Origin of the sequence: Nocardiopsis coralli (assembly GCF_014892575.1) — a bacterium.
GTDB lineage: Bacteria > Actinomycetota > Actinomycetes > Streptosporangiales > Streptosporangiaceae > Nocardiopsis > Nocardiopsis coralli.
The window spans coordinates 164,642-191,010 of record NZ_JADBGI010000007.1 but is presented as its reverse complement, the minus strand read 5'-3'; the positions used below and the strand labels follow the sequence as shown (position 1 = coordinate 191,010).

21 protein-coding genes are annotated in these 26,369 nt (G+C 70.3%); 13 read left to right on the top strand and 8 right to left on the bottom strand.

Annotation, left to right across the window (positions count from 1 at the left end):
- Positions 1–21 precede the first annotated feature (21 nt).
- The 6 genes from lpdA (at position 22) to IDM40_RS10055 (ending at position 7,059) form a co-directional block, all read left to right on the top strand.
- Positions 22–1,398, top strand: coding sequence for a dihydrolipoyl dehydrogenase (gene lpdA, locus IDM40_RS10080; protein ID WP_193121679.1), 1,377 nt, complete (start codon positions 22–24; stop codon positions 1,396–1,398).
- 103 nt (positions 1,399–1,501) lie between these two features.
- A complete protein-coding gene (gene sucB, locus IDM40_RS10075; RefSeq protein ID WP_193121678.1) occupies positions 1,502–3,205 on the top strand; it encodes a 2-oxoglutarate dehydrogenase, E2 component, dihydrolipoamide succinyltransferase in 1,704 nt (567 codons plus the stop codon).
- Between the two features lie 178 nt (positions 3,206–3,383).
- Entirely contained in the window at positions 3,384–3,944 is a 561-nt protein-coding gene (locus tag IDM40_RS10070) for an NADPH-dependent FMN reductase (RefSeq protein ID WP_193121677.1), read from the top strand.
- Between the two features lie 438 nt (positions 3,945–4,382).
- Complete coding sequence (gene lipB, locus IDM40_RS10065; RefSeq protein ID WP_193121676.1) at positions 4,383–5,087, top strand: lipoyl(octanoyl) transferase LipB; 705 nt, start codon at positions 4,383–4,385, stop codon at positions 5,085–5,087.
- A gap of 92 nt (positions 5,088–5,179) precedes the next feature.
- A complete protein-coding gene (gene lipA / locus IDM40_RS10060; RefSeq protein ID WP_193121675.1) occupies positions 5,180–6,127 on the top strand; it encodes a lipoyl synthase in 948 nt (315 codons plus the stop codon).
- 206 nt (positions 6,128–6,333) lie between these two features.
- A complete protein-coding gene (locus IDM40_RS10055) occupies positions 6,334–7,059 on the top strand; it encodes a DUF4191 domain-containing protein (protein ID WP_193121674.1) in 726 nt (241 codons plus the stop codon).
- Positions 7,060–7,333: 274 nt separating this feature from the next.
- Here the strand turns inward: IDM40_RS10055 and IDM40_RS10050 are convergent, their stop codons facing one another.
- The 3 genes from IDM40_RS10050 to IDM40_RS10040 all read right to left on the bottom strand — a co-directional run bounded on the left by IDM40_RS10050 (position 7,334) and on the right by IDM40_RS10040 (position 11,075).
- Complete coding sequence (locus IDM40_RS10050; RefSeq protein WP_193121673.1) at positions 7,334–8,740, bottom strand: LCP family protein; 1,407 nt, start codon at positions 8,738–8,740, stop codon at positions 7,334–7,336.
- A 186-nt stretch (positions 8,741–8,926) separates the two neighbouring features.
- Positions 8,927–10,363: an LCP family protein gene (locus IDM40_RS10045; protein WP_193121672.1), complete on the bottom strand. Its 1,437-nt coding sequence runs from the start codon at positions 10,361–10,363 to the stop codon at positions 8,927–8,929.
- Positions 10,364–10,565: 202 nt separating this feature from the next.
- A complete protein-coding gene (locus tag IDM40_RS10040) occupies positions 10,566–11,075 on the bottom strand; it encodes an RDD family protein (RefSeq protein WP_193121671.1) in 510 nt (169 codons plus the stop codon).
- A 330-nt stretch (positions 11,076–11,405) separates the two neighbouring features.
- Between IDM40_RS10040 and glnA the strand changes: the two genes are divergently transcribed.
- Positions 11,406–12,830, top strand: a complete 1,425-nt coding sequence (gene glnA / locus IDM40_RS10035) for a type I glutamate--ammonia ligase (RefSeq protein WP_193121670.1) — start codon at positions 11,406–11,408, stop codon at positions 12,828–12,830.
- A gap of 88 nt (positions 12,831–12,918) precedes the next feature.
- On the opposite strand, the gene IDM40_RS10030 is transcribed toward glnA, so the two are convergent.
- Complete coding sequence (locus tag IDM40_RS10030; protein ID WP_193121669.1) at positions 12,919–13,407, bottom strand: glutathione peroxidase; 489 nt, start codon at positions 13,405–13,407, stop codon at positions 12,919–12,921.
- Positions 13,408–13,558: 151 nt separating this feature from the next.
- On the opposite strand from IDM40_RS10030, the gene IDM40_RS10025 reads away from it, so the two are divergent.
- Positions 13,559–16,657, top strand: coding sequence for a bifunctional [glutamine synthetase] adenylyltransferase/[glutamine synthetase]-adenylyl-L-tyrosine phosphorylase (locus tag IDM40_RS10025; RefSeq protein WP_193121668.1), 3,099 nt, complete (start codon positions 13,559–13,561; stop codon positions 16,655–16,657).
- A gap of 49 nt (positions 16,658–16,706) precedes the next feature.
- On the opposite strand, the gene IDM40_RS10020 is transcribed toward IDM40_RS10025, so the two are convergent.
- From IDM40_RS10020 to IDM40_RS10010, 3 genes are all read right to left on the bottom strand, one after another.
- Positions 16,707–18,209, bottom strand: a complete 1,503-nt coding sequence (locus tag IDM40_RS10020) for an alpha-amylase (protein WP_193121667.1) — start codon at positions 18,207–18,209, stop codon at positions 16,707–16,709.
- Positions 18,210–18,459: 250 nt separating this feature from the next.
- A complete protein-coding gene (locus IDM40_RS10015; protein WP_193121666.1) occupies positions 18,460–18,798 on the bottom strand; it encodes a hypothetical protein in 339 nt (112 codons plus the stop codon).
- An 85-nt stretch (positions 18,799–18,883) separates the two neighbouring features.
- The gene (locus IDM40_RS10010; RefSeq protein WP_328806985.1) at positions 18,884–19,459 is read right to left on the bottom strand and encodes a hypothetical protein; all 576 of its coding nucleotides are present in this window, start codon (positions 19,457–19,459) and stop codon (positions 18,884–18,886) included.
- A gap of 256 nt (positions 19,460–19,715) precedes the next feature.
- Here IDM40_RS10010 and IDM40_RS10005 point away from each other — a divergent pair, with 256 nt between their 5' ends.
- On the top strand, positions 19,716–20,324 hold the full coding sequence (locus IDM40_RS10005) for a dihydrofolate reductase family protein (RefSeq protein ID WP_193121664.1): 609 nt from the start codon (positions 19,716–19,718) through the stop codon (positions 20,322–20,324).
- A gap of 32 nt (positions 20,325–20,356) precedes the next feature.
- Here IDM40_RS10005 and IDM40_RS10000 read toward each other — a convergent pair whose 3' ends face one another.
- Complete coding sequence (locus IDM40_RS10000; protein ID WP_193121663.1) at positions 20,357–22,129, bottom strand: NAD+ synthase; 1,773 nt, start codon at positions 22,127–22,129, stop codon at positions 20,357–20,359.
- Positions 22,130–22,428: 299 nt separating this feature from the next.
- Between IDM40_RS10000 and IDM40_RS09995 the strand changes: the two genes are divergently transcribed.
- The 4 genes from IDM40_RS09995 to IDM40_RS09980 all read left to right on the top strand — a co-directional run bounded on the left by IDM40_RS09995 (position 22,429) and on the right by IDM40_RS09980 (position 26,369).
- Positions 22,429–23,790 (top strand): glutamine synthetase family protein, encoded by a 1,362-nt coding sequence (locus IDM40_RS09995; RefSeq protein WP_193121662.1) that lies wholly within the window; start codon positions 22,429–22,431, stop codon positions 23,788–23,790.
- Between the two features lie 130 nt (positions 23,791–23,920).
- Positions 23,921–24,190, top strand: coding sequence for a metal-sensitive transcriptional regulator (locus IDM40_RS09990; RefSeq protein ID WP_193121661.1), 270 nt, complete (start codon positions 23,921–23,923; stop codon positions 24,188–24,190).
- A gap of 104 nt (positions 24,191–24,294) precedes the next feature.
- Complete coding sequence (locus tag IDM40_RS09985) at positions 24,295–25,668, top strand: MBL fold metallo-hydrolase (protein WP_193121660.1); 1,374 nt, start codon at positions 24,295–24,297, stop codon at positions 25,666–25,668.
- A 113-nt stretch (positions 25,669–25,781) separates the two neighbouring features.
- Entirely contained in the window at positions 25,782–26,369 is a 588-nt protein-coding gene (locus tag IDM40_RS09980) for a rhodanese-like domain-containing protein (protein ID WP_193121659.1), read from the top strand.

Genomic DNA, 26,369 nt, shown 5'->3' with positions numbered 1-26,369 from the left:
CACAACAAGGAGTTCGTTCCCGTGAGTGAGAGCGGCGGTACCTTCGACCTCGTCGTCCTTGGCGGCGGCAGCGGCGGCTACGCGGCGGCACTGCGCGCCGCAGAGCTGGACCAGAGCGTCGTCCTGATCGAGAAAGACAAGCTCGGCGGCACCTGCCTGCACCGCGGCTGCATCCCCACCAAGGCCCTCCTCCACTCGGCCGAGGTCGCCGACTCCGCCAAGGAGAGCGAGACCTTCGGCGTCAAGGCCACCTTCGAGGGCATCGACATGGGGGCCGTCCACAAGTACAAGGACAAGGTCGTCGACGGCCTGTACAAGGGCCTGTCCGGTCTGATCAAGTCCCGCAAGATCACCGTCGTCGAGGGTGAGGGCAAGCTCACCGGCAAGGACGAGGTGACCGTCGACGGCAAGGTCTTCAAGGGCAAGAACGTCCTGCTGGCCACCGGTTCCAAGCCCAAGACCCTGGGCCTGGAGATCGACGGCGAGAAGGTCCTGACCAGCGACCAGGCCCTGACGATGGACCGCGTCCCCGAGTCCGCCATCGTCCTGGGCGGCGGCGTCATCGGTGTCGAGTTCGCCAGCGTGTGGCGCTCCTACGGCGCCGACGTCACCATCGTCGAGGCCCTCAAGCACCTGGTCCCCGTCGAGGAGGAGTCCAGCTCCAAGCTCCTGGAGCGCGCCTTCCGCAAGCGCAAGATCAAGTCGGAGCTGGGCAAGCCGTTCGAGTCGGTCAAGACCACCGACGCCGGTGTGGTCGTCACCCTCGAGGGCGGCAAGACCCTCGAGGCCGAGGTCCTGCTGGTCGCCATCGGCCGCGGCCCGGTCTCCGAGGGCCTGGGCTACGAGGAGCAGGGCGTCACGCTCGACCGCGGGTTCGTCCAGGTCGACGAGAACCTGCACACGGGTGTCGGCAACATCTACGCGGTCGGCGACCTGATCCCCACCCTGCAGCTGGCCCACGTCGGTTTCGCCGAGGGCATCTTCGTGGCCGAGCACATCACCGGGCAGAACCCGCCCGCGATCGACTACGACGGTGTGCCCCGCGTCACGTACTGTGAGCCCGAGGTGGCTTCCGTGGGTCTGACCTCGGAGGTTGCCAAGGAGCGCGGCCACGACATCGTGGAGATGAACTACAACCTGGCGGGCAACGGCAAGAGCCAGATCCTGCAGACGCAGGGTGCGGTGAAGGTCATCGCCGAGAAGGACGGTCCGGTTCTGGGCGTCCACATGGTCGGCTCCCGCATGGGCGAGCTGGTCGCCGAGGGGCAGCTCATCTACAACTGGGAGGCTCTGCCCTCCGAGGTCGCGCAGCTGATCCACCCGCACCCGAGCCAGTCGGAGGCGCTGGGCGAGGCCCACCTCGCTCTCGCGGGCAAGCCGCTGCACGTCCACGACTGACCGCACCACCGGGGGCGGGCCCCGCTCGGGCCCGCCCCCGCACATCCGCGCTGCCCATTCGAGTCGTTGGGCAGAGACCGCGCCCAGATCCAACGAGGAACCCATGCCGACTTCCGTTTCCATGCCCGCCCTGGGTGAGAGCGTCACCGAGGGGACCGTCACCCAGTGGCTGAAGAACGTGGGCGACACCGTCGAGGTGGACGAGCCGCTCCTCGAGGTCTCCACCGACAAGGTGGACACCGAGATCCCGTCCCCGGTCGCCGGCGTCCTGTCCAAGATCCTCGTCGACGAGGACGAGACCGTCGACATCGGCGCCGAGATCGCCGTCATCGGCGGCGAGGGCGAAGAGGCCGACGCCCCGGCCGAGCCCGCCGCCGAGAGTGCACCGGAGCCGGAGCCCGAGCAGGCCTCCGAGCCCGAGCCGGAGCCCGAGCCCGCGCCCGCCTCGAGTTCGTCCGAGGGCCCCACGACCTCCGTGACGATGCCCGCCCTGGGTGAGAGCGTCACCGAGGGGACCGTCACCCAGTGGCTCAAGAGCGTCGGCGACACCGTCGAGGTGGACGAGCCGCTCCTCGAGGTCTCCACCGACAAGGTGGACACCGAGATCCCGTCCCCGGTCGCCGGCGTCCTGTCCAAGATCCTCGTCGACGAGGACGAGACCGTCGACATCGGCGCCGAGATCGCCGTCATCGGCGGCGAGGGCGACCAGCCGCCCATGGACTCCGAGGCCCCGGCCCCGGCCCGCACCGAGCCGACCCCGGAGCCCAAGACGGAAGAGCCGAAGGAGGAGCCGAAGGAGCCCGCCCCGGCCCCGGCCTCCGAGGAGAAGAAGGACGGCAGCGGTCCGTCGGTGGACGTGGAGACGCTCTCGGGCACCGGGCAGTCCTCGGGCACCGACGCGGTCGGCGAGGCCTACGTGACGCCGCTGGTGCGCAAGCTGGCCACCGAGCACGGTGTGGACCTCAACCGGGTCGAGGGCACCGGCGTGGGCGGCCGCGTGCGCAAGCAGGACGTGCTGCGCGCCGCCGAGGAGCAGAAGTCGGCCGCGGCCCCGGCCGCTTCGTCGGCCCCGCGCAAGGTCGCCGCGGACACGTCGCTGCGCGGCAAGACCGAGAAGCTGTCGCGCCTGCGCCAGTCCATCGCCGACCGCATGGTCGAGTCGCAGCGCATCGCCGCGACCACCACGCAGGTCGTCGAGGTCGACGTCAGCAAGATCGCGAACCTGCGCAAGCGGGTGACCGAGCGCGACGGTTCGGCCCCGGACTTCTTCGCGTTCTTCGCGCTGGCCACGGTCGAGGCGCTGCGTGTGCACCCGAAGCTCAACGCGGTGGTCGACGGTGACAAGCAGCAGGTGACCTACCACGACGTGGAGAACCTGGCCGTGTCCGTGGACACCGAGCGCGGTCTGCTCGCCCCGGTGGTCAAGGACGCCGGCTCCCAGAACCTCACGGGTCTGGCCCGCACCGTCACCGACCTGAGCGAGCGCGCCCACACCGGTGCGCTGGGCCCGGACGAGCTGACCGGCGGCACGTTCACCATCGCCGAGTCGGGTGCGACCGGCGCGCTGTTCGACACCCCGATCATCAACCAGCCGCAGGTGGCGGCCCTGGGCACGGGTGCCGTCGTCAAGCGTCCGGTGGTCGTCGAGGACGCCATGGCCGGCGAGGTCATCGCGGTCCGGTCGATGGTCTACCTGTCGCTGGGCCACGACCAGCGCCTGATCGACAGCGCCGACGGCGGCCGTTTCCTCCAGGCGGTCAAGGAGCGCCTGGAGGAGGGCGCCTTCGAGAGCGAGCTGGGCCTGTAGGTCCGCTCCGCTCCGTCGCGTGCGCGCGGGGCCGGGTGCCGTTCGCGGTGCCCGGCCCCGCTTCGTCATGTGGGTACCACGACGGTGAGGGCGGTCACGCCCGCCCCGAATTGACCTGAACTTAAGTTGAGGTCTTAGCGTGGGCACGTTGCCCACGGCAGGACAAGGACCTGATTTCATGAACGACCTACGGATCGCGGTGATCCTGGGCGCCAACCGCAACGGCCGGACCGGACCGGCGGTGGCACGCTGGTTCCTGGAACGCGCGACCGAGCATGAGGACGTCGAACTGGACGTGGTCGACGTCGCCGAGCTCGGCCACGGCGACGGCCACGGCACCCCTCTGGCCGATTTCGGTGCCCGGGTCGCGGCCGCGGACGGTTTTGTGGTCCTCACCCCCGAGTACAACCACGGCTACCCCGGCCCGCTCAAGGCCGCGATCGATTCCGCCCGCCAGGAGTGGTTCGCCAAGCCGGTCGCCTTCGTCTCCTACGGCGGGATCTCCGGTGGCCTGCGCGCTGTGGAGCAGCTGCGCACGGTCTTCTCCGAGCTGCACGTGACCACGGTCAGGGACACGGTGAGCTTCCACGACGCCCAGGCACTGTTCGACCCGGACGGGATCCCTGTGGGGTCCATGAAGGGCGCGGAGCAGGCGGTGGACACGCTCATGCGGCAGCTGCTCTGGTGGGCGGTCTCGCTGAGGGAGGCGCGGGAGAAACGTCCTTATCCGTCGGGCTGAGCCGTACGGTCGGCGAACGGCGGACGGGGCGGCGCCGCGAACGGCACCGCCCCGCTTTTACCCCACCAATCACCATCCCCTGATGATCCCCATCATCAAAGGTCTGCGGGCAGGGCCACGACGGCCGAGCGACAGCCGGTGGCCCCGGGTGACTCCGCGCTGACGCGGAGTTCCATGTCCCACCCTCAATCTAGAAGAGCGGGGGCTCCCGCGCAGGGCTTTGGCAGAAAAAGCCGGGGAAATCTGCGGAGAGTTCGGGGACCCCGGCCCGTGCGGAACGACGAACGGGATTCAGGCCCCGACCGGGGCCCTGTGCGCAGGAGCGACGGCAACACCTCGGCGCCGCGTGCTATTCCGCCGAACGCCCGGATCCGGAGCGTGCGCCATCCGACATCCTGGGACGACCCGCGCGTTCCACCGGGGCGTAAGGTGGGGTGTGTGAGTGATCTCGTTTACGCATGGCTGGGCGACACCCCCGTCCCGTTCCACCAGGGATGGGACCTGCAGCGGCGGCTCCACGAGGGCCGCGTCGCCGACCAGGTGGCCGACACCGTCCTGTTCCTCGAGCACGAACCCGTGTACACGGCAGGAAAGCGCACCGGGAGGTGGGATCGTCCCATCACCGACCCGGGCGCCCCCGTCGTGGACATCGACCGAGGCGGGAAGATCACCTGGCACGGCCCCGGCCAGCTGACGGTGTACCCCATCGTCAAGCTGCCGGATCCCGTGGACGTGATCGCCTACGTCCGGGTTCTGGAGGAGGCGGTGATCCGCACCATCGCGGACCACGGCCTCACCGGACACCGGACCGAGGGCCGGACCGGGGTGTGGCTCGAGCCCGACCCCGACCGCGGCCTGATCGAACGCAAGATCGCCGCGATCGGCTGCCGGATCGCCCGCGGGGTCGGTATGCACGGACTCGCATTGAACTGCGATAATGACATGTCGTGGTTCGACCGGATCGTCCCGTGCGGCATCTCCGACGCCGGGGTCACCTCCCTGACGGCCGAGCTGGGGCGCGACGTCACCGTCGCCGAGGTGCGTCCGCTCCTGGAACGGCATCTGGCCGACGTCCTCGGCGCGGACGGGTACAGCCACACCGACGGCGCCGAGCTGCTCTCCGGCGCCACCGCCCGTGGATGACAACCACACCATGAGCCGTCCCCATCGGGACACCGCCCCCACCCGGGGCACGAGGGTCCCCGTCACGGGGCACAGAAGGGAACGGGTTCACGTTGACGATCGCTCCTGAGGGCCGCAAGCTGCTGCGCGTGGAGGCGCGCAACAGCGAGACCCCCATCGAGAAGAAGCCGCCGTGGATCAAGATCAAGGCGAAGATGGGCCCGGAGTACACCGAGCTGCAGTCCTTGGTCAAGAAGGAGGGGCTGAACACGGTCTGCCAGGAGGCAGGGTGCCCCAACATCTACGAGTGCTGGGAGGACCGCGAGGCCACATTCCTCATCGGCGGCGACCAGTGCACGCGGCGCTGCGACTTCTGCCAGATCGCCACCGGCAAGCCCAGCGCGTTGGACGTCATGGAGCCGACCAAGGTCGCCAACTCGGTCAAGACCATGGGGCTGCGCTACGCCACCGTGACCGGTGTGGCCCGTGACGACCTCGACGACGGCGGTGCCTGGCTCTACGCCGAGACCGTCCGCAAGATCCACGAGCTCAACCCGGACACCGGCGTCGAGCTGCTCATCCCGGACTTCAACGCCGACCCGGAGCAGCTCGGTGAGGTCTTCGGTTCGCGTCCGGAGGTGCTCGCGCACAACATCGAGACGGTGCCGCGGATCTTCCGCCGTATCCGCCCCGGGTTCCGTTACGAGCGTTCCCTGGACGTGATCACGCAGGCGCGCGCCGACGGTCTGGTGACCAAGTCCAACCTGATCCTGGGCATGGGCGAGACCCGTGAGGAGATCAGCGAGGCCATGCGCGACCTCCACGAGGCCGGCTGCGACCTGCTGACCATCACCCAGTACCTGCGCCCGTCCAAGCTGCACCACCCCATCGACCGGTGGGTGAAGCCGCAGGAGTTCGTGGAGCTGGGCGAGGAGGCCGAGGAGATCGGTTTCGCCGGCGTCATGTCCGGGCCCCTGGTCCGCTCGTCCTACCGCGCCGGGCGCCTGTACCAGCAGGCCAAGGCCAAGCGGGAGGCCGAGGAGGCCACGGCCGACGCGTAACGGGTCTTTCACCCGAGTCGTGACCAAGCTGGAACGGTGGCCCGCGGGCCACCGTTCCGCATCCCACGGGACGTCCACATATCCTGGGGGTGAAGGCGCCCACACCGGCGCCGAGGCGCCGCAGTTTGACCGCGAAGAGGAGGCAAGGCGGGGCAGGGACGCACGTTCCCGTCGGCGCGGGCCGACGTTTCCCGCCTGAGAGCACGATGGCCAAGAAGCCCAAGGGTTCCGAGAAGACGACCAACGCGCAGGGCGGCGCCGAGAAGGAGCCGGGCCGCCTCAAGCAGATGGGGATGGTCGCCAAGATCGTCCGCCAGCAGAGCCCGCGGACGATCCCGCTGGCGATCGCCGTCGGGTTGGTGATCCTCGCCGTCTTCGTCGGGATCGGTATCTGGACGGGGTCGTGGATCCTGTGGCCGCTGACCGGTCTGCCCCTGGCGATCCTGGTCGGTTTCATCATGTTCACGCGCGCCGCCCAGCGTGTGCAGTACCAGATGCTGGACGGGCGTATGGGCGCCGGCATGGTGATCCTGCAGAACATGCGCGGCAACTGGGCGGTCGAGCCCGGTGTGACCGCGAACAAGCAGATGGACGTCGTACACCGCGTCGTGGGCCGCCCGGGTGTGGTCCTGGTCGGCGAGGGCGACCCGGGCCGGCTGCGCCAGCTCATCGCCGGGGAGAAGAAGCGTGTGGCCCGCGTCGCGCACGACACCCCCATCTACGACGTGAAGGTCGGCAACGGCGAGGAGCAGGTGCCGGTCTCCAAGCTCCAGAAGACGCTGGTGAAGCTGCCCCGGAACCTGGACAAGGCCGGGACCGCCGAGCTGAACTACCGCCTCAAGGCACTGCCCTCTCAGACGCAGATGCCCAAGGGCCCGATGCCCAAGGGCGCCAAGCTGCCGAAGGGCATGCGGGGCCAGACGGGCGCCTGAGGCGCCTTTCCGCTTCCTCTTCGGGGGCCTGCACGCTCACGGGCGTGCAGGCCCCCGTTTCGTGTGTACAGCGATCTCAGTGCCCACCCGGCCCCTGTGTACGGGTCTCCCCGCGTACGCGGCCTCCGTGCGTGTACGGCCTCCCTGTGCACGCGGCCCCGCACGCGCCCGGCCCCGTGCGTGCGCGGCCCCGTGCGTGCGCGGTCGGTCCCGCACGTACGAGGGCCCCACACCCGGCGCGGGGTGCGGGGCCCTCGGGGACGTGGGCCGGCGCCTACTCGCAGACGACGTCGTCGTCCGCGGCCGTGGTGCCGCCCAGTTCGTCGAGCTCGGAGTCGCCGGTTCCGCCGCCCAGGCCTTCGATCGGGCCCCAGTCGGAGCCCATGACGAGCTCCAGGTCGTCCTCGAGCTCGGGGACCTCCTCGGTCGTGGCGGTGGTCAGGGCGGAGGCCAGCAGTTCGGCCTCGGCGTCCTGGCCGGGTCCGTGGTAGATGGTCGTGGCGTCCGGGACGCGCTCCTCCGGGTTGCCGGTGCCGGTGACCGTGAAGCCCTCTTCGTTGAGCATGGTCTCGACCTCGGTGGCCAGGCCGTCCTGGCCGGTGTTGTTCAGCACCTGCAGGGACACGTCGGAGGGTTCGGCGTCGCCCCCGCCCTCGGAGTCGGATCCCCCGTCGTCGGAGCCGCCGCCTCCGTCGCCGCCGTCACCACCGCCGTCGCCTTCGCCGGGCAGCGCCTCGCCGGAGGCCAGGGCGCTGAGCAGTTCCTGGGCGGCGGGCTCCTGGAAGGCGACCTTGTTCGGGTCGGCCGGGTGGTCGTCGACCGGGACGGTGACCATGTGCATGTTCTCCAGGTCCACCTCCCGCATGGCCACGGCCAGCTCCATCATCACGTCGAGGCTGAGGCCCTCGTCCGTGACGAGGCTGTCGGTGACCGAGTCGAGGAAGTTGCGCAGCGTGCTGGGGCTGGTGAGGATCTCGCCGCTCTGGACCTCGCGCAGGATCGCTCCGATCATGCGCTGCTGGTTCTCGATCCGGCCCAGGTCGCTGCCGAGGTCGGTGCTGTCGCGGGACCGGGCAAGCCCGAGCGCCTCCGAACCGTCCAGACGCTGCTCCCCCGCCTCCAGCTGTAGGTCGGCGTTGGGGTCGTCGACGGGTTCGGGCACACACATCTCGACGCCGCCGACGCTGTCCACGATGTTCTCGAAGCCTGCGAAGTCCACGGCGACCATGTGGTCGATGTGGACCCCCGTCACGCTCTCCACCGCGTTGCCCTGGCAGTCGAGGCCGCCGTAGCGCATGGCGTGGTTGAGCTGGTCCTCGCCGCCCTCGGAGCCCGGGTACTCGTCGTTGGCCTCACAGGCGGGCAGGTCGACGACGAGGTCGCGCGGCAGGTTGACCATGGTCGCGCCGCCGTTGTCGGTGTCGATGCTGGCGATCATCAACACGTCCGGGCGGATGCCGTTCTCCTCGTTGTAACCGGCGTCGTCGCCAGCCCGTTCGTCGGTGCCCAGGACCAGGACGTTGTGGATACCGTCGACACTCGCCGGGCGGTCGCCCCAGGCGTCGGGTTCGATCGCCTCGGTATCGAAGCTGAGCGCGTCACCGACCGTGGCGTAGGTGGCCAGGCTGCCTGCGATCACGACACCCGTGGCACCGACAGCCGCCCACTGACCCAGTGACATACCGCGTCTGAGGGACGAGAACTTTCCTGAAGCCAAGAGGGACACCTGATTCGCTGTGGGGCTTGGGGAGAGGGGCCGCCCGCGAAGGGGACGGGCGCGGGGGCGCCGACGGACGTATGGGGCCGGATGGTACCGGACCCCTTCGCTCCCTGTCAGATCACCATCGGACAGCGTACTGGCACCGTGTCAGCACGCGTGTTCGCCCTCTGCCTCGGCCGTGGCCCCGTCGAGCTCCTCTGCGATGGCCCCGTCGCCGCCGGAGTCGTCGCCGTTGCCGGCGATGCCCTGCCAGTCGGCGCCGATGACCAGTTCGAGGTCCTGGTCCAGCCCCTCGGCCTCCTCGGTCTGGGCCTGGCCGATGTAGTCGGCCAGCAGCTCGGCGGAGGCCTCGTCGCCCGGCGCGTGGTAGACGGTCGTGGCCTCGGGCAGGCGCTCCTCGGGGTTGCCGGTGCCGGCGACGGTGTACCCGGCCTCGGCCAGGACCGCTTCGACCTCGTTGGCCAGACCCTCGATGTCGGTGTTGTTGAGCACGTCGAGGCTGATGTCGGAGGGCTCGGGCGCCTCGTCGGCCTCCTCGGAGCCCTCTCCCCCGCCGGAGCCGCCGTCGGCGCCGGTCATGTCCTCGCCCTCGTTGATGCGGTCGAAGAGCTCGGTGGCGGCCGGCTCCTCCATGATGATGCGGTTCTCGTCGGCCGGGTGGCTGCCGTTGGGCACCGTGACGAACTGGACGCGGTCCAGGTCGACCTCGCGCATCGCCATGGCGATCTCGCTCATGGTGTCGACGGTGAGGTCCTCGTCGGTGGTGATGGAGTCGGTGACCGCGCCGATGAAGCTGGTGACGGTCGCGGGGCTGGTCATGACGTCGCTGTCGAGGACCTCGCGCAGCATCGCGCCCATGAACTCCTGCTGGCGTTCGATGCGTGAGAGGTCACTGCCGTCGCCCTGGCTGTAACGCGAGCGCACGAACCCGAGGGAGTCCTCCCCGTCCAGGGTCTGCTGGCCGGCCTCGAGCTCCAGGTGGGCCTGGGGGTCGTCGATGGGTTCGGGGATGCACATCTCCACCCCGCCGATGGCGTCGACCATGTCGGCGAACCCGACGAAGTCCATCATGAGGAAGTGGTCCAGGTGCACGCCGGTGACCTGCTCGACCGCGTTCCACTGGCATCCGACCCCGCCGAAGGTCATGGCGGAGTTGAACATGCCGCTCTGGGCCTCCATGCCCTCGTACCCCTCCACGGGGTCACAGGCGGGCAGGTCCACGAGCAGGTCGCGGGGCAGGTTCACCAGGGTGGCGGCGCCGCTGTCGATGTTGACGCTGGCGATCATCATCATGTCGGGGCGCTCACCCTCGACCTCGCCGTAGTTGGCGTTCTCCCCCGAGCGCACGTCCGAACCGATGACGAGGATGTTCTTGACCCCGTCCACGTTGTTGGGGCGGTCCCACTCGTCGGTGTCGACCTGGGCGGTGGTGATGTTGCCCCACAGGGAGGCGTACCAGCCGTAGGCACCCAGGCTCGCGATGATCGCGAGCACCGTCACGATGGTCGCGGCCCACTGGCCGGTCGACATACGGACGGCGCCCAGTGCGCCCGAGGACAGGGGGGCGGAGCGTTTTCCAGCCATGAGGAGAGGAACCTTAGAGGTGCGAGGCCTTGGGGAGGGTGGGGCACCGCATCCGTGGGATCGGCGAAGCCCCAGGGAGATGTGATCCACGGATGTTAACAGCAGGCAGGTACCGGCTCGTACGCACACGGAGCAATCGTGACCTGCCCGGAACCGTCAGGTGCGGCCGCGGCAGGGTCCGGATCGCCCGCCCCGGCGGGCCTCAGTAGCGCGTGGCGATGGTTCCTGCGGCGCGGTCGTGCAGGCCGCGGGTGTCGCGGTCGTAGACGACGGCGGGAATGACCAGGCACAACAGCAGTGTGCGCACGGCCATGGAGACGAACCAGGGCCAGGAACGCTCCCCGGTGGCGGTGATGCCCACGCCCACGAGGCGGCGCCCGACGGAGGTGCCGAAGAGTGTGAGCAGAAGGATGTTCATGGCGGCGAAGACCACGAGGGTGGAGATCGTGGTGAAGTTGGTCAGCGCCAGCGCCTCGGGTTCCCCGCCGCCCTCGGCTGCCGCCGAGAGCTCCTGCCCGATGAGGCCGACGTTGAGGGCACCCATCACGATGAGGGTGGCCAAGAGCCAGTCCAGCGCCAGGCCCACGAGGCGGCGCATCACGCCGGGCACGGAACCGGGGCCGTTCTCCGGCAGCCCGAGGCGGCTGCCCCGGTACATGAAGTCGTCGTCGGGGTCGGCAGCAGCGGCGCCCGACCGGCTCTCGTCACTCATGTTCCTCACGGTATCGGCAGGCCGCGGGCGGCTGCGCCGGGGTGCACGAAGGTCCGGCGTCCGGCGCACGGAGGGGGCATGGCCCATGCCACACCACTGACTTCCGAAACGACCCGATTCGCCCTCCTGGAGGGGGAAACCGCACGAACGGGGCATGTGGTCTGCAGGAACAGCGGAGTCCGTAACATGCGAGAAACAATAGAGACATGGCGTGGAAACCGCGCCCTCCTAGCTTCGATGACGAAGCCGGGAGACGGATGCGATCCGATGTCGTCCGCGACGGAGCGGACCCGGCTCCACCGTCTCAGCTATCTGCACGGAGGTTCCGTTTTGTTCAGCAACGTCGACGAGGTTCTCGCCTACATCCAGAAGGAGGACGTCAAGTTTCTCGACGTCCGATTCACGGACCTGTTCGGTGGCGTGAACCACGTGACCCTCCCCGTCGAGAACGTCGACGCGAAGACGTTCACCGAGGGCCAGATGTTCGACGGTTCCTCGATCCGCGGCTTCCAGGCCATCCACGAGTCGGACATGCTCCTGCTCCCCGACCTCAGCACGGGCGTCCTGGACCCGTTCCGCAAGCACAAGACGCTGAACATGACGTTCTTCGTGCACGACCCGATCACGCTGGACTCCTACAGCCGCGACCCGCGCAACGTCGCCCGCAAGGCCGAGGCCTTCCTCAAGGGCTCGGGTGTTGCCGACACCGTGAACTTCGGGGCCGAGGCCGAGTTCTACATCTTCGACGACGTCAAGTTCGAGACCCGCTCGAACACGGGTTACTACGAGATCGACTCGATCGAGGGCGCCTGGAACACCGGTTCCAGCATCGAGGGCGGCAACCGCGGTTACCGTCCCCGCTACAAGGGCGGTTACTTCCCCGTCGAGCCCGTCGACCACTACAGCGACCTGCGTTCGGACATGGTCCGCACCCTCATCGACTCCGGTCTCGAGGTCGAGCTCCAGCACCACGAGGTCGGAACCGCCGGCCAGGCCGAGATCGGCATCAAGTTCGGCACGCTGCTCCACCACGCCGACCAGGTCCAGCAGTACAAGTACATCGTCAAGAACGTCGCGAACGCGGCCGGCAAGACCGCCACGTTCATGCCCAAGCCGCTCTTCGGCGACAACGGCTCCGGCATGCACTGCCACCAGAGCCTGTGGAAGGACGGCGCGCCGCTGTTCTTCGACGAGTCCGGCTACGGCCAGCTCTCCGACACCGCGCGCCACTACATCGGCGGCCTGCTCAAGCACGCCCCGGCGCTGCTGGCCTTCACCAACCCGACGGTGAACTCCTTCCACCGCCTGGTGCCGGGTTACGAGGCCCCGATCAACCTGGTCTACAGCCAGCGCAACCGCTCGGCCTGCATCCGCCTGCCGCTGACCGGTTCGAACCCGAAGGCCAAGCGCATCGAGTTCCGCGTTCCGGACCCGTCGGCCAACCCGTACCTGGCCTTCTCCGCGATGCTCATGGCCGGCATCGACGGCGTGAAGAACAAGATCGAGCCGCCGGAGCCGGTCGACAAGGACCTCTACGAGCTGCCGCCCCAGGAGGCCAAGGCCATCAAGACGGTCCCGGCCTCGCTGGACGACGCCCTGGAGGCCCTGGAGAACGACCACGAGTTCCTGCTCGAGGGCGGTGTCTTCACCAAGGACCTCATCGAGACCTACATCGACTTCAAGCGCACCGAGGAGATCGACTCCCTGCGCCTGCGGCCGCACCCGCGTGAGTTCGAGCTGTACTACGACGTCTAAGAGCCCCGTGAGGCTCTGAGAGAGGCCGTCGACGGTGTTCCCGACACCGTCGACGGCCTCTCTCGTTCCCCCGCCGAGTGTGTGCGTTCTAGGAGGGCAGCACGGCCTCGATCTCCTTGGCGACCTCCTCCGAGCCGGGCTCGGTCTGCGGTGCGAAGCGCGCCGCGACGGTGCCGTCGGGGGCGACGAGGAACTTCTCGAAGTTCCAGCGGACGTCGCCGGTGTGGCCCCCGGCGTCGGCGGCCCCGACGAGCCCGGTGTAGAGCGGGTGGCGGTCGTCGCCGTTGACGTCGACCTTCTCGGTCATCGGGAAGGTCGTGCCGTAGGTGGTCGAGCAGAACGTGGAGATCTCCTCGGCGGTCCCGGGCTCCTGCCCCATGAACTGGTTGCAGGGCACGCCCAGCACGGTGAAGCCGCGGCCCGCGTAACGCTGCTGCAGCTCCTCCAGGGCGGTGTACTGCGGGGTCAGCCCGCACCGGGACGCCACGTTGACGATCAGGACGGCTTCGCCCCGGTGGCGGTCCAGCTGGGCGGGGCCGCCGTTGAGGGCACCGATCTCGACGTCGAGGACGGACATGTCACTCCCTTGGCTGTACGGGTGTCGGTCCCCGCAACGGTATGCCCGGGCGGGGCGCCGGCGTGTTCCGGGCAGCGGTGGGGACGGGGCGCGGGGAAGGCCTGCGGGGCAAGGCTAACGTGGACGTGTGGCGAGGAACGGAAGAACCAACATGACAGCAGGCGCGCTCGCCAGGCGCGGTTTCAGTGACAGCCCCCGGGCCCTGCGCCTGGTGGAGGAGGCCGGGCTCGACGCGCAGGACGACCTCGCCGTCGTCGACGCGCTCGCCGCGGCCCCCGACCCCGACCAGGCGCTCCTGGGCCTCCTGCGTGTGCTCGAGGCCGCCCCCTCCCCCGACGAGGTCCTGGCGGCCCTGCGCGAGGAGCCCGACCTGAGGGCGCGGCTGTGCCACGTCATGGGCACGAGCATCGCCCTGACCGACCACCTCGTGCGCCACCCCGGGGACTGGCGGGAGCTGCGCGGCCCGGACGCGGCGCGCTCCCCCGACCCGGAGGAGGTGCGACGCGGGTTCCTGCACACCGTGGGCGCCGACCCGGACGCGCAGGCGCCGACCGCCGCCGAGTTCGAGGACGGCTCGTCCGACACCCTCAGGCACGCCCTGCGGGTGGCCTACCGGCGCCGGCTCCTGCGCCTGGCCGGGCGCGACCTGACCGGCGCGGCCGGTGTGCAGGAGACCTCCGCGGAGCTGGCCGACCTGGCCGCCGCGATGCTGGACGCCTCCCTGGCCGTGGCCCGCCACCACCACCCCGAGGACGCGGCCCTATGCCGGATCGCGGTCATCGGCATGGGCAAGTGCGGGGGCCGCGAGCTCAACTACGTCAGCGACGTGGACGTGGTCTTCGTGGCCGAGCCGGACGTGGACTCCGAGGGCGCTCCGATCGCCGAGAGCGTGGCGATGGCGGCCGCGACCCGCCTGGCCACCGCGATGATGCGGGTGCCGACCGAGACCGACGCCGAGGGGACCCTGTGGGAGGTCGACCCGGCCCTGCGACCGGAGGGGCGCAACGGTCCCCTGGTGCGTCCGTTGTCGAGCCACCTGGTCTACTACGAGCGCTGGGCCAAGACGTGGGAGTTCCAGGCGCTGCTCAAGGCGCGGCCGATCGCGGGCGACCTGCAGCTGGGCCTGGACTACATGGAGGCCATCACCCCGATGGTGTGGGACGCCTCCGCGCGCAGGGACTTCGTGGAGGACGTACAGGCCATGCGCCGACGCGTGGTCTCGCACATCCCCGTCGGGCAGGACGAACGTGAGTTGAAGCTGGGCCCGGGCGGCCTGCGCGACATCGAGTTCTCCGTGCAGCTGCTCCAGCTCGTGCACGGGCGCGCCGACGACCGGCTGCGTTCGGGCAACACGTTGGAGGCGCTCACCGCCCTGTCGGAGTACGGGTACGTGGGGCGCGAGGACGCGGCGGGCCTGGCCGAGGCGTACCGGTTCCTGCGCCGGGCCGAGCACATCCTGCAGTTGGACCGGTTGCGGCGCACCCACCTGATGCCGGACCCGGGGACGCAGGAGGGGCCCGCGCAGCTGCGGCGCCTGGGCCGGGCGCTGGGGTTCACCGCCAACCCGGTCACCGAGCTGACCGAGGCGCGCAAGCGGGTGTCGGCGAAGGTGCGGCGCCTGCACGAGAAGCTCTTCTACCGTCCGTTGCTCAACGCGGTCGCCCAGCTGCCCGGGGACGAGGCGCGCCTGACACCCGACCAGGCCCGGGCCCGCCTGGAGGCGCTCGGTTTCGCCGACCCGGCGGGGGCGCTGCGCCACCTGGAGTCGTTGACGTCGGGGCTGTCGCGGCGGGCGTCGATCCAGCGCACCCTGCTTCCGGTGATGCTGGGCTGGTTCGCCGATTCCCCCGACCCGGACGCGGGGCTGTTGGGGTTCCGGCAGGTCAGCGATGCCCTGGGCACGACCCCGTGGTACCTGCGACTGTTGCGCGACGACGTGCGGGTGGCCGAGCGCATGGCGTGGCTGCTGGGCACGAGCCGGTACGTGACCGAACTGCTGCTACGGGCCCCCGACGCGGTGGCGATGCTGGACGACGACGATGACCTGCTGCGCCGCAGGCCCGAGGTGCTCACGGCCGAGGCCGACGCGGCCCTGCGGCGCTACGACACGGACGAGGAGTCGGTGTCGGCGGTTCGGGCGCTGCGCCGGCGCGAGTTGCTGCGCACTGCCGCGGCCGACCTGCTCGGGGTGTCGTCGGTGACGGAGGTCGGCGAGGCGCTGACCGACATCGCCGAGGTCACGATCGACGCGGCCCTGCGTGTGGCGCGCGCCCGTGTGGTGGCGGCCGACGGGGGCCAAGAGCTCACCCGGGTGTGTGTGGTGGCGATGGGCCGGTTCGGCGGCCGGGAGCTGACCTACGCCAGCGACGCCGACGTGATGTACGTGCACGATCCGCTCCCGGGGGTGGAGACGGGTCTGGCGACCCAGCAGGCGATGGCGGTCGTACGGGAGCTGGCGCGGCTGCTGGAGGTCCCGGCCGCCGAGCCGCCGTTGAAGATCGACACCGATCTGCGTCCGGAGGGCCGCAGCGGTCCGATGGTGCGGACCCTGGAGTCGTACGCGGCCTACTACGGGCGCTGGTCACAGGTGTGGGAGAGCCAGGCGCTGCTACGGGCGCGGCCGATCGCCGGCGACCGCGACCTGGGCACGGACTTCCTGTCGCTGGTCGATCCGCTCCGTTACCCCGAGGGCGGCCCGGACCAGGCGGCGGTGTTGGAGATCCGCAAGCTCAAGGCCCGGATGGAGGCCGAGCGGCTGCCCCGGGGGGCCGACCCGACCCTGCACACGAAGCTCGGGCGGGGCGGGCTCTCGGACGTGGAGTGGGTCGCCCAGCTGGTACAGCTGCGGCACGCCCACGAGTACCCCGACCTGCGTACGCCCCGGACGTTGGAGGCGCTGGACCTGGCGGTCGCGCACGGACTGATCGCGGCCGACGACGGTGCCGTGCTCGAGCACGCCTGGCGGCTGGCCTCGCGGGTGCGCGGGATGATCATGCTGGTGCGGGGCCGGGGCGGTGACTCGCTCCCCTCCGACCTGCGTGTGCGCGGGGCGCTGGCCGAGGCGATGGGATTCGGTTCCGGCTCCGATGACGAGGAGCCCGGGGAAGAGGACGACGGCAAGGGGCCGGACGCGGGTTCGGAGTACGACGGCGCCGACCCGGAGGGCCCCTCGGAACAGCTCACCGACGAGTACCTGCGGTCGACGCGGCGGGCGCGTGCGGTGATGGAACGCATCTTCTACGACGACTGAGGGTGGCGCCCCCGTGCGTGCGGGGGCGCCACCGTTGCTCTGCCCCGTGTCAGCCGCCGGTGTGCAGCGCCACGGCGCCGTCGGCGGGCACGGTGGCCTGCACCTGTCCGCCGGAGACGGCCACGGTGCCCGGGCCCGCGGCGTTGGGGTACTCGCCGTCGGGCAGGGACGTCTCGGAGTCGAGCTCCCACTCGCTGTCGGTGGCGTTGAAGGCCGCGAAGCCGTCCTCGCCGCGGTCGAAGGCGACCCGGGACTCACCGTCGCGGGTGCGCTCCTCCAGGCCGTTGCCGGCCGTGGCGGTGCGGAACCCGGCCATCCCGGCGACCGCCTCGTCGCGGTGGTCACAGGTCCACCCCGAGGGGTTGTCGCAGTCGGCGTCCTCGGTGAGCCACCCGGCCGGGTTGCCCTCCTCCTCGCCGGTGCTGGGCGGGCCCTCGGCGTCGTTGCCCTCGAAGTCGTAGCCGGACATGACCACGGGCGTGCCGTAGGGGTGGGCGAGCAGGAACGCCGTGGCCAGGTAGTAACGGTCGCCATCCGCGTAGGTGAGGATCGGCTCGTAGCGCTGGCTGTCGTGGTTGTCGACGAAGACCACGGCCTCGTCGGAGGTCAGGCCGCCGTGGTCGGGCATCTCGGTGAGGTCGGCGATGTCGCCGTCGGCGAAGCTGTGCGACAGGTCGCGGTGGTGGTCGAAGTTGGTGATCTGGCCGTGGTCGGTGTAGTCGGTGTACGGGATCGTGTCGTCGCCGATGACCTCGTGGTAGACGTGCGGCTGTCCGCCCCAGCCCGGGACGTCGTCGAGCTGGGAGAAGATCGCGTCCACGTGCTCGACCTGCACGTGTTTGGTGGCGTCGACGCGGAAGCCGGCCACGCCCATGCCGATGAGGCCGTTGAGGTACTGCACGAGGCGTTCCTGGACGTAGTCGGCGCCGGTGTCCAGGTCGGCGAGGCCGAGGAGTTCGCAGTCCTGCACCTGGCCGCGGTCGTCCCAGTCGGTGATCTCCTCGAAGCAGGGTTCGAAGTCGTTCTGGCCGTAGCCGTACTCGCCGTCCCCGAACAGGTCGGGGTGCTCGTACTTGCTCCACTCGGTGCCGTTGCTGCCGGTCCCGGAGTCCGGTCCGGTCATGTGGTTGACGACCGCGTCGACGTAGATGCGCACACCGTTGTCGGCGCAGGTGTCGACCATGTCCTGGAAGTCGTCGGCGGTGCCGCGCCGGGTGTTGTCGAGCTGGTAGGAGACGGGTTGGTAATCCTGCCACCAGGGGTAGTTGCCGCCCTCGTCGTACTCGACGACGACGTGTTCCTGCGGCGGGGAGACCTGGACCCCGGTGAAGCCCTCGGGGCCGAGGAAGTCGGTGCACTCCTGGGCGACGGCGTCCCAGGTCCATTGGAAGAGGTGGACGATCGTGCCGTCTTCGGGGGCCTGCTGCGTCTGCGGGGGTTGTGCTGCCGCGGCCGGCTGCGCCTCGGTCGGGGTGGAGGGCCCCGAGACCGCGATCAGTCCGGCCCCGAGGACCAGGGCGCCGGCGACCGCGCCGATCCGGAGGGTTGTCATCGTGCGCTCCTTCGCGGGGGTGTGCGTCGGGGGCGGTACCACCCCCGACGACGTTTCCTTGCAGAGTTTGCAAGACTTTGCGCGCGAGTGACAAAGGTAACAGACGGATGCCGCCCTGTGAACGGGTGGTCACGCAGGAAATCCGGCGCAAGTCCGCGCAAGAAAAGCGGGGACGGCACGGACCTGCGAAGTCCGTACCGCCCCCGCTCCGAGGCCGGCGCGCGGCGTGCGGGCACCGCGCGGGCGAGCATCACCAGAAGACGGCGAGACCGATGTTGAGGACGCCGAGCACACCGGCGGCCGCGGCGAGCTTCGTGGCCGGGTTGCGCTTGTTCACAAAACCGACGACGACGATCGCCAGAGCGATCACGAGCTTGATGCCGATCTTCATGTGGTTGACGTCGGCGAGGTCGGCCATCTCGTAGACACCCACGAGCAGGATGCCGCTGACGAGCTGCAGCAGGGCGCTGTGCAGCAGGACCTTGACCGACTTGGTGTTGTCGGTCATCAGCTGCATGAGGACGCCGGCGAGGATGCCCGCCAGGCCGATCATGTGCAGGAAGAGAAGGAAGGATGCGAGGATGCTCATGCGCCCAGACTACTACTGGTTGTAGTTGTTCTGTCCGTTTTGTCGACACACTGACGTAACGAAGCGCACAGGCCCCCGGCACCGGTCAGCGGGCCAGGAAGAAACCCCGCTGGCGCCAGAGCAACCACGCCAACAGGAGCACGAGCCCCGCGCCCGCCACACGTAGTGCGCTCTCCCCGTCGACCGCGCCTGCGGCCTTGGCGACCGCGGTCTCCTCGGCCACCGGGACGTCCTCGGTCGCACACGCGGTCGGCTCGGCCTCGCGTTCCAGGAGCAGGCACGCGGTGCTGCCCAACTGGCTCCCGGGCCGGGCGTCCTCGCCCAGGCGTGCCGTCACGGTGTACTCGGCGTCCTCGCCGGGCGGCACGTCGACCACCCAGTTGGCGATGTCGCCCTCGACCACGCCGTCCCGTCCGGCGGAGACGATCTCCATGTCGTCGGGCACGTGCTGGGCGAGCAGCGCCTGCTCCATCGAGTCGCGGTCGCTGTTGGCCACGGTGATACGGAACCGGACCTCCTCACCCGGCTCGACCGGCCCCTCGACCCCGTTGAGCGAGACCCCCACGAGCGGTTCCCCCTGGCCGTCCGCGGGTTCGGCCGCCGCCGGGGCCGAGGCAACCACCAGGAGCCCCACCGCGCCCGCTCCGATTCGGCCCGCCACCGGGCCCCAGCTTCTTCGCGCGATCCGAGCCATACCTGCGCCTCCTGTCCCTGAACACTCGAACAGGACAAGACAACTATGCGTGGGCGAACGATCCCGGCCGGTGACACGCGCCACCACAAGAAGTCTTCGGCGGACAGCGACGCTCTGCGCTCCTTTGTCCGCATTCGGCCACACCCGGCGGCGCCGACCACGCCTGTGCGCTCCAGGGACGTGCCATGCTTCGACGGTCGGCCCTCGACCCCCTGGAGGCAGCATGCGGACCCTGACCTACTTCGTCGCGGTCTCGTTGGACGGCTACGTCTGCGGCCCCGACGGTTCCTTCGACTTCTTCGACCCCGGGGAGGAGACGGGCCAGCTCGGGGACAACGGCGAGTTCCACGTGAGCGAGTATCCGGAGCTGTTGCCCCGGAGCGTGCGGTCCCACCTGGGGCTGGACGTGCCCAACCGGCACTTCGACACCATGCTCCAGGGCCGGGGTTCCTACCAGGTCGGCCTCGACGCGGGCATGACCAGCCCCTACGGGCACATGCGGGAGTACGTCTTCTCGCGCTCGCTGCCCGGGGACGTCGACCCGAACGTGACGGTCGTGGCCACCGACCCCTCGAAGACCGTCCGCGAGCTCAAACAGGAGGACGGGCCCCTGGGCATCTGCATGGTCGGCGGCCCCTCCATCGCCGGATACCTGCTGCCGGAGATCGACGAGCTCTTCATCAAGCGCTACCCGGTGGTCGCCGGGGCCGGGAAGCCCTTCTTCGAGGGTGCGTCCTTCGACCCCGCCCGGTTCGAACGGGTGGAGAGCCGCGTCTTCGAGGAAGGGGCCGACTACACGCTCTTCCGGCGCCGCACCTCCGGCACCGCGTAGGGCCGACGGGCGCAGGGAGCGGCCCCGCGCCCTCACACCGTCCAGCGGTTGGTCATCGGCAGGCGGCGGTCGCGGCTGAGGTTGCGGGCGCTGATCTTGGTGCCCGGGGCGCTCTGGCGCCGCTTGTACTCGGCCCGGTCCACCATCCGGATCACCCTTCGCACGAGCTCGGGGGCGAACCCGGCGAAGACCAGTTCCGCCTCACCCTTGTCGGTGCCCACGTAGGCGTCCAGGACCGCGTCGAGCAGCGCGTAGTCCGGCAGGGAGTCGGTGTCGAGCTGGTCCGGGCCCAGCTCGGCGCTGGGCGGTTTGCTGATGGAGTTCTCCGGGATCGGCGGCACGTGGCCGCCCCGCTCGGCGTCGGCGTTGCGCCACTCGGCGAGTTCCCACACGAGCGTCTTCCAGCAGTCCTTGAGCGGTGCGAACCCGCCCACGGAGTCGCCGTAGAGGGTCGAGTACCCGGTGGCGGCCTCGCTCTTGTTTCCGGTCGCCAGCACCAGGTGGCCCTCCTGGTTGGACAGGCTCATCAGGAACGTGCCCCGCACCCGCGCCTGCAGGTTCTCCGCGGCGAGCCCGTGCAGAGGGCTGGCGGCCTGCTCGGCGGCGGACTCGAACGCCTCCACCATGGCGCCGATCTCGACCGTGCGCACCGGGAAGCCCTGCCGACGGGCGAGCTCCTCGGCGTCGGAGACCGAGTGCGTGCTGGAGTGCTCGCCCGGCATGAGGACCCCGTGCACCAGGTCCGGGCCGAGCGCGTCGACCGCCACCGTGGCCGCCAGTGCGGAGTCGATGCCGCCGGAGACGCCCACGAGCACCGACGAGAACCCGTTCTTGAGCACGTAGCCCCGCAGCCCCGTGACCAGGGCCCGGTAGACCTCGCCCACGTCGGAACGCGGGTCGGGCCTCGGGGTGACGGTGTTGGCGCGCGGAGGGTAGGGGGCCACCGCATCGGAGGAGACGGTACGGCGGCGCACCCGCAGCCCTTCGACCAGGTCGGGGCCGTGTTCGGCGCGCCGGCCCGCACCGGGCAGGTCGAGGTCGGCGACCAGGAGCTCCTCGGTGAACTGCGGGGCGCGCGCCACCAGCTCGCCCTCGGCGTCGACGACCAGGGAATCACCCTCGAAGACCAGCTCGTCCTGGCCGCCGACCATGTTGACGTAGGCCAGGGCGGCGTTGATGCGGCGGGCCCGCGCCTGGCACAGGTCCAGGCGCGCGTCGTCCTTGTGGCGCTCGTAGGGGGAACCGTTGAGCACCGCGAGAAGGTCGGCCCCGACGGCCCCGGCGGCGTCCACCGGTCCGCCCTCCTGCCAAAGGTCCTCGCACACCGCCAGCGCGACGTCCACACCGCGCACGCGCAGGAGGGCCAGGGTGTCGCCGGGCACGAAGTTGCGGAACTCGTCGAAGACCCCGTAGTTGGGCAGGTGGTGCTTGGCGGAGGTGAGCACCACCTCGCCCCGGTGCAGCACCGCGACGGAGTTCTGCGGCGCGCCCGAGGGCTGACCGGTGCGGGAGGGCGCACCCTCCCGGCGGGACAGGAAACCCACCACCACCGGCAGCTCGCCCAGGCCCTCGTGGTCGAGGTCTGAGGCCAGGTCCCGCGTCGCCTTGACGGAGGCCGACACGAAGGAGTCCCGCAGGGCGAGGTCCTCCACGGGGTAACCGGTGACGACCATCTCGGGGAACAGGACCAGGTGGGCGCCCGCCCCCGCCGCCCGGCGGGTGTGTTCGACGACCAGGGCACGGTTGCCCTCCAGGTCTCCGACGACGGGATCGACCTGCGCGAGTGCGATGCGGAGCTGTGTCACGGGGCCGACCCTAGCCCGCCCGCGTTACGGCGAGGGGTCAGCGAAACGGGCGTGTGCGGGGCTTCCGGGGCGTCCCGGGCCGGTGCGCCGGGGCGATTCGCCCCGGGGGTGCCGGGTGAGGCACCCTTACCGCAGGCCATCCCGTGTGCGAAGGATCCGAAACCGACCGACCGGACCCGGGGTTCGGAAACCCGGAGGAAATATCCACACGGCAGACTGGTGATGGGACACGACGTCCGGCCGGTCCGCGCGCCCGTGGACCACCCGCCCGGACCGACCGGCATCGAGGAAGGTTGAACGTGAATCGACAGCAGGAATTCGTGCTCCGTACGTTGGAGGAGCGCGACATCCGGTTCGTACGGCTGTGGTTCACCGACGTGCTCGGGTACCTCAAGTCCGTGGCGATCGCGCCTGCCGAGCTGGAGGCCGCCTTCTCCGAGGGCATCGGCTTCGACGGATCGGCGATCGAGGGTTTCGCGCGCGTCTACGAGGCGGACATGCTCGCCCAGCCCGACCCCTCGACGTTCCAGCCGCTGCCCTGGCGCAACGAGCCGCACGGGACCGCGCGCATGTACTGCGACATCCTGATGCCCGACGGTTCGCCGTCGCCGGCCGATCCGCGCCACGTGCTCAAGCGCCAGCTCGGCAGGGCCTCCGACCTCGGGTTCACGTTCTACACGCACCCCGAGATCGAGTTCTACCTGCTCAAGAAGATGCCCGACCACGGGGAGTTCCCCGAGCCCAACGACCTGGGCGGGTACTTCGACCACACGCCGCACAACAGCGCGCACGACTTCCGGCGCAACGCCATCAACATGCTCGAGGCGATGGGCATCTCGGTGGAGTTCAGCCACCACGAGGGCGGGCCCGGCCAGCAGGAGATCGACCTGCGGTACGCCGACGCACTCACGACCGCCGACAACATCATGACCTTCCGGCTCGTGATGAAGGAGGTGGCGATGGAGCAGGGGGTCTACGCGACCTTCATGCCCAAGCCCTTCACCGAGTACCCCGGTTCGGGCATGCACACGCACCTGTCGCTGTTCGAGGGCGACCGGAACGCGTTCTACGAGCCGGGCGCCGACTACCAGCTCTCCAAGGTCGGGCGCGGTTTCATCGCCGGTCTGCTGCGGCACGCCGACGAGATCGCGGCCGTGACCAACCAGTGGGTGAACTCCTACAAGCGGCTGTGGGACGACCCCGCCGCCTCGGCCGGCGCGGGCGGCGAGGCCCCTGCGTACATCTGCTGGGGGCACAACAACCGCTCGGCGCTGGTGCGGGTGCCGATGTACAAGCCGGGCAAGTCCAACTCGAGCCGGATCGAGATCCGGTCCCTGGATTCCTCGTGCAACCCCTACCTCGCCTACGCGGTGATCCTGGCCGCCGGCCTCAAGGGCATCGAGGAGGGGTACGAGCTGCCCCCGGGCGCCGAGGACGACGTGTGGGCCCTCACCGACGCCGAGCGGCGTGCGATGGGCATCCGCCCGCTGCCGCAGAGCCTGGACGAGGCGCTGCGCATCATGGAGAACAGCGAGCTGGTCGCCGAGACGCTGGGCGAGCACGTCTTCGACTTCTTCCTGCGCAACAAGAAGGCGGAGTGGAACTCCTACCGCCGCCAGGTGACCCCGTACGAGCTGCAGCGGTACCTGCCCACCCTGTAGGGAGCACCGCGCCGCGCCCCGGCCCCCGTCCTCCGGGCGGGGGCCGACGTGTGCCCGGCGTGGCCGGCAACACACTCAGTCGGGAATGGATACGGGCGGGGGTATGTTGACGCCGGTGAGGTGATGACCGATGGAGCTGAAGCCGGAGATGGTCGGCGATGCCCTGACCCGTCTGCGCAGGGCGCAGGGGCAGTTGGCCGGCGTGATCGACATGATGGAGCAGGGCGAGGACTGCACCGAGGTGCTGCAGCAGCTCGCGGCGGTCTCGCGCGCCCTTGACCGTGCCGGGTTCAAGATCGTCTCCAGCGGTCTGCGCCACTGCAACGCCGCACGTGAACGCGGCGAGGAGCCGGAGATGACCGAGCAGGAGCTGGAGAAGCTCTTCCTCGCCCTGGCCTGACCGGGTTGGCGCCAGAGCCCCCTCTGTACACCACATACCCCTGGGGGTTCTTATACCCTCCGGATACCCCCGGGGGTTCAAAACGACCACGAAGGAGCGCGAGCATGATCCTGACCCAGTACTACCTCGACTGCCTCTCGCAGGCCTCGTACCTCATCGGCGACGAGACCACCGGGAAGGCCGTCGTGGTCGACCCGCGCATCGACGTGGACGAGTACCTCGACGACGCACGCGACCAAGGCCTCGACGTCGTGGGGGTGATCAACACCCACCTGCACGCGGACTTCATCTCCGGGCACTTCGAGATCGCCGAACGCACCGGCGCCTGGATCGGCTACGGGGAGACCGCCGAGGCGGAGTTCGCCTTCCGGGGTCTGGCCGAGGGCGAGCGCATCACGCTGGGCGAGGTCGAGGTGGAGGTCCTGCACACGCCCGGCCACACCCCCGAGTCCATCAGCCTCGTGGTGTACGAGCGCGGCGGGGACACCGTGCCCTACGGGGTACTGACCGGCGACGCGCTGTTCATCGGCGACGTGGGCCGTCCCGACCTCGCAGCCTCGTTCGGGCATTCCCCCGAGAAGCTCGCGCCGATGCTCTACGACTCGGTGCACAACAAGCTCATGGCCCTGCCCGACGCCACCCGGCTCTTCCCCGGGCACGGCGCCGGTTCGGCGTGCGGCAAGAACATCTCGACGGAGCGGCAGTCCACGATCGGCGACCAGCGGCGTACCAACTACGCGGTGCAGCCGATGAGCGAGGCGGACTTCGTGGAGCTGGTGAGGGAGGGCCAGGAGGCGATCCCGGCGTACTTCTCCTACGACGCCGCCCGCAACCGGCAGGACCGCGACCCGGTCGACGTCGAGGCCCTGGCCCGGCCGTTGGACGCGGAGGCGTTCCTGCGCCTGCGTGCCGCGGGCGCAGTGGTCGTCGACGCCCGTGACCACCAGTCGTTCTCCGCCGGGCACCTGCGCGGGGCGCTCAACGTGGGCACCGACGGCCGCTTCGCCGAGACCTCCGGGATGATGGTCGAGCCCGGCTCGGAGATCCTGGTCGTGGCCGCCGCCGGGCAGGAGCAGGAGGCCGTGACCCGCCTGGCCCGCGTGGGACTGGACACCATCGCCGGGTACCTCGAGCGCCCCGAGGCCGCGATGGCCTCCGTTCCCGGTGAGGTGGAGCGCGCCCCGCGGGTGGAGGCCGCAGAGCTCGCCCGCATGCTCGAGGCGGAGGACGCCCCCGTGGTGGTGGACGTGCGCGGTTCGGCCGAGCGCGAGGGCGGCTTCATCGAGGGCGCGGTGCACATCCCGCTGGCCCACCTTCCCGAGCGCGGCGGGGAGCTGCCCGCCGACCGGCCGATCGTCGTGCACTGCGCCGGCGGTTACCGTTCCAGCGTCGCCGCCAGCCACCTGCGCGCGCAGGGGCACGCGCAGGTCGCCGACCTCGTGGGCGGCTACCACGCCTACCGCATGCTCGCCGCCTGAACGTTCGTGATCCAGGGGGACGTGTACCCTCGGGATACCCCCCGGGGTTCCAGAACCCGTACACGTCCCCGCCCGCCCTTGCCGACCCACACGTCCGGAACCGGAGTTCCCGCATGACCAGCAGCACCACCGACGTCCCTTCCGTGCGCGCCCTTATCGAGCGCGACCCCGACACCCTCGTGGTCGACGTGCGCACGCCCGCCGAGTACGAGAGCTCGCACATCGACGGCTCCGTGAACCTGCCCCTGGGCCAGGCCGGGCCGCACCTGGAACGCCTCGCCGCCGACGCCCGCGGGCCGATGGTTCTGATCTGCCAGGCGGGACCGCGCGCCGAGCAGTTCCGCGACCGCCTCACCGGGGCCGGGTTCACCGACGCCTCCGTGATGACCGGCGGGATGAACGCCTGGGAGGCCGACGGCGCCCCGGTCGTGCGCGGCAAGGAGCGCTGGGCCCTGGAACGCCAGGTGCGCCTGGTGGCCGGCAGCATCGTCCTGGTGTCGGTGCTGCTGAGCCTGGTGTGGCAGCCGGCGGTGTGGGTGGCCGCCTTCATCGGCGCGGGGCTGACCTTCGCGGCAGTGACCAACACGTGCGGGATGGCGATGGCGCTGTCCAAGCTCCCCTACAACCAGCCGCGCAACGCCGTGGACGTGGAGGCCTCGGTGGCCCACCTGACCGGCGCCGGCGGGTCCGCACGCCGCTGA